Raw genomic sequence first — 12,985 nt, 5'->3', positions numbered from 1 at the left:
AATAACTTTCTCTTCAGATGGCTTTTCGTCACCTGTTGCAGTTACAATTGCTCCAATACTGCGACAAGCGGCAGCTTCAACGTAATAGCTCGCATCACCTTCAGTGACTATAGACTTAAGCACTTTGTAGGCTTTGTGAGTTTTTATTTTACCAAGAGCTTCGGCTACTGCACGACGTACATAAGAACTTTCATCTTTTAAACCAGGTATAAGAAACTCAAAACTCTGGTCAAGGTTAATGTTCGCAATTTGTTTAGCGACCTCCGCGCGTACACCCCAAAACGAATCTTTTGTCAAAGCTTTACCTAGCGCTTTGAGTGATTCTAAACCACCTTTTTTAGCAAGTGCAGCAGCAGCATATATTCGCGACGTTGGATGAGGGTCAAATTCAAGCTGTGCCTTCAACTCAGGTATTGGATATTCTAAAGATACAGTTTTGAGGAAGTTGTTACCAACATCAAAACTAATAAATAAAGGTTTTTCTGCAAGCGGAAAATAAAAGCTTTGCTCGCGTTCATGAATTCGTACAGTAAAAGTGTTCTTCACTTGTAAGGTGCGTGACGCTATTAGACTGCTAGCTTCGTTGTCAGATTGTTGTAGCGTCACGCACCCTACCTCCTCACTTTTAACTCCAAACCCAATGGGAATTTTTAGATCAAATAAGTCAGGTTGAGTTTGTTTGACTGTGACTTTTGCTAGCTTGGCATCGTTATCCCATGAATATGTAACGTGATAATCTGGGTGTCCACCACGATATACGTACTGGTCGAATAAAAACATTAAATTGCGTCCAGTCGCTTTTTCTATTGCCCGCAATAAGTCTACTGTCTCAACTGTTTTATGCGCGTTTTCCTGTACGAACGTTTGTATAGCCTTCCAAAATAAATCATCACCTAATTCGGTGCGTATCATGTGATAAACACAGGCACCTTTTTCGTAGATGTGACGGTCGTAAAGTTCGATGGCTTCTCGATAAACATGTGTTACCATTGGGCGCCGATAACGTTCTGCGTCTTCGGATAAATAACTGCGGGCATCATTTAAGCGATAATAAGCAGCATCAGTTTCTCCATACTCGTGTTCAGTCCACATAGTCTCAGAGTATGTAGCCATACCTTCTTTGACCCAAGCGTGTGACCAGTGTTTAATGACAATTAAATCACCAAACCATTGGTGTGCAAGTTCGTGTACAACTAGACTTTCGGTGTTGCGGTTATCGAGTGCAGCTCTTGCGTCAAGTAAACATCGGTCGGTTAAAACTGTAGTGGAGGTATTTTCCATTCCTCCAAAAATAAAGTCATCGACACAAACTTGAGCATACTTGGGAAAAGGGTAAGCATAGCCGTACTTTTCGCTTAAAAACTCCATCATGCGTGGAGTTTTGCCCATACTGCGTTTGGCATCGTCTTCGCGACCTTTTTCTACATAGTAAGTAACAGGTTTACCATTCCAAGAATCGCTAATTTCGGCAAAATCTCCCACTGTTAACGTCATTAAATAAGTGGGATGAATTTCTTTTTGTGACCAATGGTAGATTTTGTAATTGCCATCTTCCTTACTAGTACTAACTAACTCACCATTAGAGATTGCAATATACGGTTCGGGTATACGGACGCGAATTTCGCTCGTAGATAATTGTCCAGGGTAGTCAAAACAAGGAAACCAAAACCGTGAATCTTCGTCTTCACCCTGAGTCCAAACCTGTATTGGTTTGTTGGGGTAATGTTTATCAGGCTGGATAAAGTAAATACCGCGTTGAGGGTTAGAGCAAGAGTATGTAATACTAATGCTGATTAATTTATCAGCTTGTGTGGGAGAGTCCAAGTACACATAAACCTTTTCACCGTCGTAATCAAATTGTTGTGCTTTTGCATCAATATCCACGCTTTCGATGTTGAGACTAACAGCGTCAAGCGTTAAGTTATCAATGCCACTGCGAACTGGTTTAAGGCTAATATTACAAGTTCCGTAATAACTCTGTTTGGTTACGTCAAGGTTGATATCAAGAAATATATGCTCAACCTGTCCCGGACGGTCAGGGGTATAATGCGGTTTTGCGCCTGGTAACTCAAAAGACTTATAACGATTTTTTTCCGTATCAAAATAAAACTGCGACATCGAAGTTAACTGACCTTGGTAATCCTGATTTAAGCAAATGTTAAAACAAACAGCTTCTGAAGCTACCTTTACTTAGCCACTAGCTGTTTATCACCGACTAATGACGTTCTGGGTGTCAATATTGAGTAGAAATACCCTATCTATATTTATATAACGCACGAATACTAAAATAACTAAATTTACGCTCTTATCGCATGTTTTGCTTTCAGCTATGACAGGAACTTGCGGGCGCCGTAGTTTGGGAGCATAGAGCATAGTTATCGACAATATATTACATTTGCGGATTTGCCTCCTGTGTGGCTGAAGTAGTATCTTGTCTAGTAATCTAATGGTGTTGGTTTGAGGGAATACTAATTTTATCAGTAGTTACCGCTAAATTAGTGAAGCTGGCAAAGAAATCCAAACAGTTGGTGCTGGACGTTGATATTAAGCAACTAGATAATTTAAGACAACAAGGGAAAAAAGGATAAAATAGCAAATGCCATCGAGTAAGTCAAAATTTTTAATCCCAGCGATTGGTGCAACAGTAGTAGCAGTTGGTGGTATTGGCGCGTATATGTACTTGTTCAGAGGTCCTAGTGGCGATAGTTCTGGCGCCATTGCTTCCGCGCAGGTTATTCCCAACTCGGCACTAGTGGCAACTTACATAACAACTGACCCACAAGCTTGGTCTAAACTGGAACAATTTGGTACACCTGAAGCTCAAAAGCTTGTATCAAAATCGTTGGAAGATTTTAATAAGAAAACATTAGCTAGTGGTAATATTTCTTACGATAAAGACTTAAAGCCGTGGATTGGTGGTGTAATGGTCGCTTTAATGCCATCCAACCCTCTACAACCGACTCAAAGCACTCCTCAAACCCAAGAACCGAACGTTCTGATGGTAGTTGGGATTAAAGATAAAGTTAGCGCTTTAAATCTTGCAAATAAATTAAAAACGCAAAAAGACGTAAAAACTCAAGAAATAGATTATAAGGGTGAAAAAATCACCGAAACTAGTGGTCAAAGCAAGCCTACGTATAGCGCAATCGTCAAAAATAATAGTTATTTAGTATTCTCCCAAGATAAGAAAGCAATCGAGCAAGCTATTGACACCGTTAAAGGTCAACCTTCATTCGCTAGCAAGAAAGGCGCCAGCGAAATTTTAAGCAAAGGTGTTGACGTTCAAAACGCAGTGGCTCAAATCTATGTACCCGACTATGCTGGAATGTTTGAACAGTTAATAAAAAATAGTTCTCAAGCAAACCAAATACCTCGTCAAACTCTAGACCAGCTAAAGCAAGTTAAATCAATGGTTGCTGCTGTCGGTATCGATAACGATGGCGTGCGAATGAAAGCCGTTGCGAATATAAACCCACAGGTTGTTAAGTATAAATACGAATCTAGTCAATCTAATATTGTTTCTCAGTTTCCTGCTAATACACTAGCATTAGTTAGTGGACAAGGCATTAGTCGATGGTGGAAAGCAGTTACAGAGCAGTCTAAAGATAATCCAGAACTTAACCAAGCCCTTCAGCAAGCCCGTGGACAACTTCAAGGATTAAGTATCGATTTAGACAAAGATATATTTGGTTGGATGGATGGAGAGTTTGGTTTAGCCGCAATACCTTCTAACCAAGGAGTGTTGGCTGCTCTTGGGTTTGGTGGCGCCTTGGTGTTTGACACCAGCGACCGCAAAACAGCAGAAGCAATGTTCGCCAAAATTGACAACTTCATCAAAACGCAAAACGTAAGTATAGCCCAACGAAAAGCGGGCGCCTTAGACATCACCGAATGGCAAGTACCCAACCAAGGTGGACTTTTAGCACATGGTTGGCTAGACCAAGATACAGCATTTGTCGCATTAGGTGGTCCTATCGCTGATACTCTTGCTTCCATTGATGGTCAATCTTTAAACAACAGCGATGCATTCAAAACCATCACAGGTTCATTACAAAAACCCAACGGTGGTTATCTATATATAGATATGGAAAAAACCATGTCTCTAATTAACAAATTTACCACCCCAACACAACCCCTACCACCTGATACATCAGCTATTCTCAACTCCATTCGTGGAATTGGCGTAACAGCAAATAGTTCAAATGAATCAACAACTCAAATGGAAATGCTACTATCACTCAAACCCAAATCAGCAAAATAATAACCCTTTGCCGTAGCACAGGCGTCTCGCCTGTGCAGTGTACAAGTATTTATATTTACCACAGAGACACAGAGACCACAGAGGAGTACTACCTGTTAGCGTAAACCAGTAGTACCAAATTTGGTTGTTTCAGGCGCCAGAGGAGTACTACCTGTTAACATCAACCAGTAGTACCGAAAACAAAAGATTATCCTAAGTAATCAACAATAGCAAAAATACTATTAATTACTGGAGTTTAGACTAGCAGCAAAAAACGACCTAGCAAAACATAATCAAACTTAACTTTTTAACAAAGCGCATTCAGATTAGGATTAGTTTGATTGACATTTTGGGTCATTGTTGTAAACAGAAACGAACTTTATGACTGCCACTGTTAAAAACACTCCAGATATAGCATCGCGTTTAGTTAACGGTGTACTAGCAATTAAACCTTTAGCGAATTTTGCCAAACATCAAGCGCGTCAAATGATGATAAAACGCGCGCATGAACTAGGTGTACCCTGGAAACATGAAGTTGAATCATTAAAAGCGCGCGATTGGCAAACTGATTTAGCCCAAGTCAAAAATCCTGATTTATCATACCCAGAATATTACCTAACTTCCTTTCACGCCTACTCCAGTGGTAACATGAGTTGGCTAGCAGCTTTTGAAGTGGAATCTGCCGCATATGCAGTCCATGCTAAAATCTGGCAAGACGCAGGCGCCAAAGGTGATGCAAAACTGCGCTCCTACTATCACAACCTTCTTAAAAAACATATACCTAACTCACCTCAAACCATTCTGGACATCGGTTGCAGTGTTGGAATGAGTACATTTGCTTTACAAGATTTATATCCAAACGCGCAAGTTACAGGTTTAGACTTATCACCTTATTTTTTGGCAGTTGCTCATTATCGCGCGCAGGAGCGGAAAAGTAAAATCAACTGGGTTCATGCAGCAGCCGAGTCTACAGGTTTACCTGATGCATCATTTGATTTAGTGTCAATATTCCTTGTCTGTCACGAGTTACCGCAATTTGCTACTCGACAAATTTTTGCTGAAGCACGAAGATTATTAAGTCCAGGTGGTCATTTAGCAATAATGGATATGAATCCAAAAGCGGAAGCATTTAAGATGATGCCTCCCTATGTATTTACATTACTAAAAAGCACAGAACCTTATTTAGACGACTACTTTAGCTTGGATGTTGAGCAAGCTTTAATTGAAGCGGGTTTTGCGGCGCCTGTTATTGCTTCTAATAGTCCCCGTCACCGTACTATTATCGCGGAAGTCGTATAGGTTACATTAACCAATTACTTGCCTAACTCGGACTTCTTCTGATTGGGTTAATGTTTTAGCCAAATCTTCGCGGATGGCTTCTAGATACGTAGCGTCATTGGCTATATCTGAAGCTTCATCTGAATCAACATTTCCCATGTCGAGACTTTCTTCGTAAGCTTTGATTCGATAATCTAGTGCCTCTATAATAAAACGAACAGCTTTCGATGACAATTCCATCAAATTTTCTTATGAAAGTTAGTATGATTGTGAGTGGACAGGCGGGACACCTATCCTACATTGTATTATTTAAACTTGTGCTAGTACTGGTTGGTTTTGTGTTATGGAAGGTGTGTCTGTTTGAGAGTCATTACATAAAATTTCGCAGGAGTTATTGGGACTCTCGATAAGTTTAACCTTATGGAGGGTGGCGCCGATATTTTGAATAGGTGCCCGTAATACGTTACTAATATATAGTGCGATGTTTTCCGCAGTCGGTACTACTTCACTAAAATAAGCAATGTCTTTGTTTAAGAAGGTGTGGTCAAAAGGTTCTACTACATAATCGTCAATGGCTTTTTGTAGGGCACCTAAATCAACTAACATACCTGTACGTTTGTCAATATCGCCTTTTACGGTAATTTCTAAGTGGTAATTATGCCCATGACCGTTAGGACGCGCGCACTTACCATAAATCTCGAAGTTCTTTTCGTCACTCAAGCTCGGATGTGCTAAACGATGTGCAGCGCTAAAGTGAGTGCTGACGGTGAGATAAGCTTCCATTGCGTTGCCCATATAATCTGCCCAAAGTTCTGGATGTTCAAATAGCTGTATGCGGACTACAGGTAAATGTGGTGCTAGTTTTTGCCAAATTACCCGCGCGATATTTTCTGTCGTTGGTAGAGTCTCTTGAAACTCCGACCAAACATCATTAATAAACGAATAGTCTAGTTGACCAGTGACTTCCCGCTTGATTACGTGTTTAACATCGGATAAATTTAACACCATGCCATATTCATCAAGTTCCCCCAGTAAGGAAACGAATAAAACATAGTTATGTCCATGTCCGGGAAATTTGGCACATGCACCAAACTTCTCAAGATTTTCAGCTTCGCTCAACTCCGGCAACCAATACCGATGACTTGCCGAAAACTGCGCGCGGCGATTAACAATGCATTGCATGAGTACCTTGTCAGCAGTATTTAAAATTTCTTAACGTTTCACTTTTACCAGCATAAACTAATTGGGTAGTTTGTAGTTAGTTGTGTTTTCACTACTTACTATTGCACTGACATATAGATATTGTAGAAAAACCTGACTTACCTGTAAATATTTACAGAGTCTTGTGCTTCGTACAGTAACTGTTCTGATATACGAAACATTTCTTGTCCAGTATGTAAATAATTTTCGTCATAGGAGAGAGGAAAATACTTAAGTTCATCTATCCCATCGCTGATTTGATTGAGGCAATAATAAAGGTGTGCCGCAGTTCGTGCTAAACTAGGAGGGTTTGGCAGCGTGCGGAAAGTTGTTTGTGCAATTTTTACCTTTTCACGACAGTTATCTAAATATTCCTGAAATGCTTCTAACAAGTCGTCGTCAAACGGGTCAGCAGCTAAATCATCAATTTGTTCTTGTAGGGAGTCAAGAATCCAAGAAAGCGTCTCATTTAACGGGTAATAAATTCTCTGTAGCCATTGATCAACTAATTCGTCAATATCTCTACCAGTTTGACGTTTGACTTGTTGTGATGTCCCATTTCGTTGGGTGTATCTATCATCACTATTTTGCGAGTTTCGATTTAGCCTACGGTCATAACTTTTGCGACTTTTTTCGTCTCCCAGTACTTCATAAGCTGCATTAATACGAATAATTTCTTCAGAGTCTGTACTTTCTGGATTAGTATCTGGGTGAAATAATTTAACCAAGCGCCGATAAGCTTGTTTAATTTCCGCTTGGCTTGCTTTTTCACTTACTTTAAGGGTGTCGTAGTGGTTTGTATCAGACATTAACTTTGGGTATCAAGGCAACGAGCGCAATTTAATTTAGCTGTATCTAAATTAACAATCTTTGCTACTAACTTTTTAATCTAAGTCTTGAAACAAAGGTGTGCTTAAGTATCTTTCACCAAAACTGGGTTGAATCAAAACAATTAAACGTCCAGTATTCTCTTTGCGTTTAGCTACTTGAACAGCAGCATACAACGCGGCGCCGCTAGAAATTCCAGATAACAATCCTTCTTCGCGAGCTAAACGGCGCCCATAAGCTATAGCTTGGTCATCGGTTACAGAAATAACCTCATCTACTAATTCTACCTTAAGAACTTGCGGTATAAAACCAGCACCAATGCCCTGAATTTTGTGTGATCCTGGTCTTCCTCCTGAAAGTACAGAACTATTGCTTGGTTCAACTGCAATTGCTTTAAAACTAGGTTTAAGTAATTTGATTACCTCAGCTACACCCGTAATAGTACCGCCCGTACCTATACCCGCTACTACCATATCAACTTGCCCATCAGTATCTTGCCAAATTTCAAGAGCAGTTGTTTCACGGTGTATTTTGGCGTTTGCTGGGTTGCGAAACTGCTGCAACATATACGCATGAGGTGTAGTATCAACTATTTCCTGCGCGCGTTGAATGGCGCCACCCATCCCTTCAGTGCCAGGTGTCAATACTAACTCAGCACCATATGCCCGCAACATCGCGCGTCGTTCACCACTCATCGTCTCTGGCATCGTCAAAATCAACCGATAACCCTTTGCCGCAGCAGCCATTGCCAAAGCAATTCCTGTATTTCCTGATGTTGGTTCCACAAGCGTAGTCTTTTCTGGAAAAATTAGCCCTTCAGATTCAGCCGCATTAATCATACTTATGCCTATCCGGTCTTTTACCGATGCGGAAGGGTTCATACTTTCCATTTTGACTACAATACTCGCCACACACCCCTCTGCTTGAGGTATTCTATTCAATTGTACTATCGGAGTCCGACCAATAAGTTCCGTAATATCACTAGCAATATTCATAATTAATAGTTAGGAGTTAGGAGTTAGGAGTGCTGAGTGTTGAGTGCTGAGTGCTGAGTGTTGAGTGCTGAGTGTTGAGTGCTGAGTGCTGAGTGTTGAGTGCTGAGTGCTGAGTGCTGAGTGCTGAGTAGGAAGTACAAAGCTAGAAACAAAAAAGTTTGAAAGTAAGAGTTCACTATTTAACTCCTAACTCCTAACTCCTAACTCCTAACTCAGCACTCAGCACTCAGCACTTTTAACTCTTAACTCCTAACTCAGCACTCAGCACTTTTAACTAAATGTAGTACATGATGTCCAACTGCTTACGTGCGTCGCGTTTCTCACATAAGTCAGCAAGAGTATAATTCTGTAGAACCATGTTTGCTGCAGTACGAGCTTCTTTCCAAACTTCTTCGATGACCGAGCTATCTGGTGTTTTAGGCTTAACTTCTTCTGAAGAAGTTCTTACATCAAAACCTTCTAAACAAATTAAAACTTCGTATATTGTAATTTTCCAAGGTTCGCGCGCCAGAAGATAACCTCCCTTAGAACCACGTTGGCTTCTAAGAATACCTCCACGTCTGAGAGTCGCTAATAATTGTTCCAAATAGCGGTCGGGTATATTCTGCTGTACAGCAATTTGCCGAATTTGTAATGGCTCTCCATTTTGATACTGGGAAGCCAGTTCCAATAGTGCTAATATTGCATATTCTGATTTACATGATAGTTCCACAGGCTGCTAATTTATTATAGGGATTTCTTCTAGTATACTCCGGTTATACACTGGGGTTTGTTCGGTTTTCTTACAAAATACAATAATTCCCCACGAGGTCGCAGGGAATTACCGGATTTTAAGATATTTCTTTCGTTTATCAGTCTTTCTAACTACTAAGCGAAAGAAAAACTAATGATTGAAGATTGCTAACAATCTTAGAACGTGAAGGTGGTTCTCAAAGTACCGATGATAGCATTGGTTTCGTTGTCTCTTTGACCAGGATTCGTCAACCATATAACACCGGGGGTAATGGAGATGTTGTCGCTAACGCGGTATTTGTAGAAACCTTCGATATGGTAAGGAACACTTCTTTCGTTACTACTTGCGCGAGTAAACGAATAAGGTTCGGCACCTCCGAAGATTCCAAGAACGTTACCTTTCTTACCGAAGTCAGGTAGCGCAATACCAGCACCATAACTCCAAGCTTCACGGTCATTGTTAACACCTTGGCTGTTTAAATCGTGGTAAGAAACGAAGCCACTGATAGATAACTTATCGCTAGGTCTAAACGCAACCGAGGCACCGTAGGAGTTACTGCTAGTTGGGGTATCAAGTACATTAGCTTGGCGAGTACCAACCAGGGGAATATTCGTGTTTAATAGCGCACCATTAGCTGGGCTAACCACGTTGCCAGTACCACCAAAACCACCAGCGTCAAATAAGGTACTACCAGCACCATGATAACCGTGTACATAGGTTGCTGCTAAAGCAATGCGCTCACCGACATTGAAGTTCAATTGTCCAAGTGCGGCATAGTTACCATTAAATATACCTGAACCTGCTGTAGGAACATTTGGTCCTTGACCTGGGTTATCTGATGCTAAGTAACCAACAGTTATCGAGCTAGGCTTAAGAATACCACCACCTTTTCCAAATGGAATATTTAGCGCTGCACCTGCACCACCACCAATTCGGTAAATAGGGTTTTCTGATGCGAATGTTGATAACGCGCCGTTACCACCGTCATAGTCTTCAAAGTATGGGTTATTGGTTGCTGCGTAGTCGCTATGAATACCACCTGTTGCTGCTACATATAACCGAGCAGGTCCAATGGGTACATAATATGCTAACCAATCTAAAGCTACACGATTGCTAGTGTCACCAGTTCCAATTACATTAAATGTTTGTGTTCCTTCAAAAGTACCATTGACACCCAAATCGTTACCTACAGCATCGCGCGAACCTAAATTTAAACGTTGTGCATTCCCTGCTGCCAAACGAGTATGCAATACGTCCTTACCAGTAAAACTAGTTTGTAAGTCAAGACGAATCCGGTTCTGGAAAACTGTATTGTTACGGCTGTCAGCACGGTCGCCAAATGCATCGGTTACAGCGAAGATTGCCTCACCAACCAACTTGGTTGTCGTCGAGAACTGATTTGCTTCCAACTCAGCAGTGCGTGCTTCCAATGCATCAACGCGACCACGTAGAGTTGCTAATTCTGCTGAGAATTCTTCTTGTAAGCGCTGTAAGGTTGCTAAATCTTCTTTTTTAACCAAGTCAGCGGTTGCTGTTGCGATTAACTCGTTTACGCGGTCTAAACAAGCGTTCAAACCTGCTGCAAATTCATAACGAGTCAACGCGCGATTCCCGCGATAAGTACCGTTTGGATAACCAGCGATACAACCATAACGTTCTACCAAAGATTGCAGTGCTTGAAACGCCCAATCTGTTGGTTGCACATCGGAGAACTGGGAAACCGATGTCACTTGACCTTGGGAATTACCCCTTCCCTCATTGCCATACTTATCGATTTGGTCGAGACTGTTGACATTTGTTTGTTGTGGTTGTGCTTGTGCCAACAAGTCTGTTTTCTTGGCAGTTTCGATAGGGGTAACTGCTGTAAACACTGATGTAGTCTTTGTTGTGGTTTCTGTGGAGGCGGAAGGCACTGCTTCTGTTTCCGATACGGAAGCCTTTGACGAAGCCTCATTCACGCTTACTGTTTTGTTGGTAGCTGCAAATGCGGACGTTGAGACTAAAAGCGTCGCGCCTAAGACTGCTGGGCTTACCACTAAAGATTTCCACAAGATATTTGACATCTTTCCTGTTCTCCTCACACCTCGTGTAGACATTTTGTTTGCTGCAACTAATGTTTAGTTAATGCTACTTCCGTTTTAGACCGATAGACTAAGGCAAAAGTGCCCGCGTCCATTATTTTAGTTTTAGCAAAGTTGATCGAGTAATGCTAACTGTAAGAACAGTTAACTTATGCGATAAAGCTGCTTATAACTTTAGGTCATAAGCCTATATTATAGAACAACATTCTCGTACAATGACAAGATGGTAGCGTTCACACATCCAACTGTCACATACCCCTAAAGAATATTTTTGCGACAAATATATTACTGTCAGTATGTTTTTCGGAAGCTATTTTGGGATTTTTATACTGTCAGTATCAGTTTATATACTGAATTAAGATACTCAGGTTTTCACATAAGACTGATACTTCTTAATAGTTACTTTAAATTCTCAATTACTACTCACAAAAAATACTGAATTTAGCTTTTTTCACGCTAGTCTTAGCTAATTTGCGAAATTACTTGAGCCAAATCGAAATCTTTCTGTGTCAAACCACCTGCATCATGAGTAGTTAAGCTGATCTTAACCTGATTATAAGATATTTCTATATCTGGATGATGTCCCGCTGACTCTGCTGGTTCTACTAACTTATTGACAAAAGCTATCGCTTGAACAAAGTCTATAAATTTACGTGTCGCGCGCAGCGTCTTTGAGTCAACACTCCAACCAATTAGCGCTCGTGAGCGTTCTTGAATCTCTAACTCGCTTAATACTGGCGCCATATTCTAGCTCCTACCATTCTTATGTACTACACACTTTATCCTGACACTGGAATTTTACTTCGATGTGTTGCTCTCTCTAGCATTTACAACTTCCATCAGATTCTGGGTTAGCAAATATAAAGTTGTAAAAAACATCTACATAAAACTATCCGCCCTTACTTAAATCAGGTGACTTAAGTAAGGGCGGTCTAGTCGGGTCTTCAGGTTGCAACCAGACTGCCGGAAGGAACTCCAAGCATAATCTAGCTACTTAAGCTAACTCAGTCAGATAAGTAGACTAAGAGTAACTCCTAGAGAACAGCCCCGGCACTCAGCCGGCTAACTGCAACCTGATGACCCATGCGTATACTACTTTCTATCATGGGCATCACCTCCTTGTTGCCTAAACGGTCGAGCGTCTCAAAAGGCAGAAGCATAAAGCTTCCGGGTGTTTATTCCTATAAATAAATATAGCATACGAATTACAAGAGTGCCAAAAAAATCAACGAACTATAAAAAAGAAAAACCCTACCTTAAGGGCAGGGTTCTTTCTATCTAATAAACAGGGCTACTTAAGATAAGCTAAGAAGATTACAGCGCGTTACCACGAGGTAGTACTTCTTCAGGGAAGACAAACTTCTCATGAGGTTGGTCTTGAGGCGCCATCCAAGCGCGGATACCTTCGTTAAGAAGAATATTCTTGGTGTAGAATGTTTCAAACTCAGGGTCTTCTGCTGCACGTAACTCTTGTGATACGAAGTCATATGCACGCAAGTTGAGCGCTAAACCGACGATACCAACTGCACTCATCCACAACCCAGTTACGGGTACAAATAACATGAAAAAGTGCAACCAGCGTTTGTTAGAGAACGCAATACCGAAAATCTGTGACCAGAAACGGTTTGCA

General features: G+C 41.0%; 11 protein-coding genes and 1 pseudogene. 2 read left to right on the top strand and 10 right to left on the bottom strand.

Translation table 11 applies throughout. From position 1 onward, the window contains the following. Positions 1-2,118, bottom strand: a 2,118-nt coding sequence (locus AC2JBO_RS36050) for a M1 family metallopeptidase (protein WP_496958444.1), incomplete at its 3' end; no start/stop codon positions are given. 478 nt (positions 2,119-2,596) lie between these two features. On the opposite strand from AC2JBO_RS36050, the gene AC2JBO_RS36045 reads away from it, so the two are divergent. Beyond that, entirely contained in the window at positions 2,597-4,261 is a 1,665-nt protein-coding gene (locus AC2JBO_RS36045; RefSeq protein WP_496958443.1) for a DUF3352 domain-containing protein, read from the top strand. A gap of 360 nt (positions 4,262-4,621) precedes the next feature. Beyond that, positions 4,622-5,539 carry a class I SAM-dependent methyltransferase gene (locus AC2JBO_RS36040; protein ID WP_496958442.1) on the top strand — a complete coding sequence of 306 codons (918 nt, stop codon included), beginning with the start codon at positions 4,622-4,624 and terminating at the stop codon, positions 5,537-5,539. A 6-nt stretch (positions 5,540-5,545) separates the two neighbouring features. On the opposite strand, the gene AC2JBO_RS36035 is transcribed toward AC2JBO_RS36040, so the two are convergent. The 9 genes and pseudogenes from AC2JBO_RS36035 to AC2JBO_RS35995 form a co-directional block, all read right to left on the bottom strand. Beyond that, positions 5,546-5,758 (bottom strand): hypothetical protein, encoded by a 213-nt coding sequence (locus tag AC2JBO_RS36035; RefSeq protein WP_496958441.1) that lies wholly within the window; start codon positions 5,756-5,758, stop codon positions 5,546-5,548. A 69-nt stretch (positions 5,759-5,827) separates the two neighbouring features. Continuing rightward, positions 5,828-6,700 carry a 6-carboxytetrahydropterin synthase gene (locus AC2JBO_RS36030; RefSeq protein ID WP_496958440.1) on the bottom strand — a complete coding sequence of 291 codons (873 nt, stop codon included), beginning with the start codon at positions 6,698-6,700 and terminating at the stop codon, positions 5,828-5,830. Positions 6,701-6,837: 137 nt separating this feature from the next. Then, on the bottom strand, positions 6,838-7,527 hold the full coding sequence (locus AC2JBO_RS36025) for a J domain-containing protein (RefSeq protein WP_496958439.1): 690 nt from the start codon (positions 7,525-7,527) through the stop codon (positions 6,838-6,840). 75 nt (positions 7,528-7,602) lie between these two features. Next, positions 7,603-8,541 (bottom strand): cysteine synthase A, encoded by a 939-nt coding sequence (gene cysK, locus AC2JBO_RS36020; protein ID WP_496958438.1) that lies wholly within the window; start codon positions 8,539-8,541, stop codon positions 7,603-7,605. A gap of 23 nt (positions 8,542-8,564) precedes the next feature. Beyond that, positions 8,565-8,717, bottom strand: coding sequence for a hypothetical protein (locus AC2JBO_RS36015; RefSeq protein ID WP_496958437.1), 153 nt, complete (start codon positions 8,715-8,717; stop codon positions 8,565-8,567). A gap of 98 nt (positions 8,718-8,815) precedes the next feature. Further along, positions 8,816-9,253, bottom strand: coding sequence for an RrF2 family transcriptional regulator (locus AC2JBO_RS36010; protein WP_496958436.1), 438 nt, complete (start codon positions 9,251-9,253; stop codon positions 8,816-8,818). Positions 9,254-9,450: 197 nt separating this feature from the next. Beyond that, complete coding sequence (locus AC2JBO_RS36005) at positions 9,451-11,337, bottom strand: iron uptake porin (protein WP_496958435.1); 1,887 nt, start codon at positions 11,335-11,337, stop codon at positions 9,451-9,453. A gap of 480 nt (positions 11,338-11,817) precedes the next feature. Then, positions 11,818-12,099: a 4a-hydroxytetrahydrobiopterin dehydratase gene (locus tag AC2JBO_RS36000; RefSeq protein WP_496958434.1), complete on the bottom strand. Its 282-nt coding sequence runs from the start codon at positions 12,097-12,099 to the stop codon at positions 11,818-11,820. 570 nt (positions 12,100-12,669) lie between these two features. Beyond that, positions 12,670-12,985 (bottom strand): annotated as a pseudogene (locus AC2JBO_RS35995) (photosystem II D2 protein (photosystem q(a) protein)); the annotation flags it as partial.

Source organism: Calothrix sp. CBUCES-K 9914, assembly GCF_059640475.1.
Note: the sequence above shows the minus strand (reverse complement) of the source record. Positions and strands in the feature narration are given on the sequence as shown.

Coding starts and splice junctions, on each gene's coding strand:
- AC2JBO_RS36045 (WP_496958443.1), top strand. CDS start 2,597: ATGCCATCGAGTAAGTCAAAATTTTTAATCCCAGCGATTGGTGCAACA.
- AC2JBO_RS36040 (WP_496958442.1), top strand. CDS start 4,622: ATGACTGCCACTGTTAAAAACACTCCAGATATAGCATCGCGTTTAGTT.
- AC2JBO_RS36035 (WP_496958441.1), bottom strand. CDS start 5,758: ATGGAATTGTCATCGAAAGCTGTTCGTTTTATTATAGAGGCACTAGAT.
- AC2JBO_RS36030 (WP_496958440.1), bottom strand. CDS start 6,700: ATGCAATGCATTGTTAATCGCCGCGCGCAGTTTTCGGCAAGTCATCGG.
- AC2JBO_RS36025 (WP_496958439.1), bottom strand. CDS start 7,527: ATGTCTGATACAAACCACTACGACACCCTTAAAGTAAGTGAAAAAGCA.
- cysK (WP_496958438.1), bottom strand. CDS start 8,541: ATGAATATTGCTAGTGATATTACGGAACTTATTGGTCGGACTCCGATA.
- AC2JBO_RS36005 (WP_496958435.1), bottom strand. CDS start 11,337: ATGTCAAATATCTTGTGGAAATCTTTAGTGGTAAGCCCAGCAGTCTTA.
- AC2JBO_RS36000 (WP_496958434.1), bottom strand. CDS start 12,099: ATGGCGCCAGTATTAAGCGAGTTAGAGATTCAAGAACGCTCACGAGCG.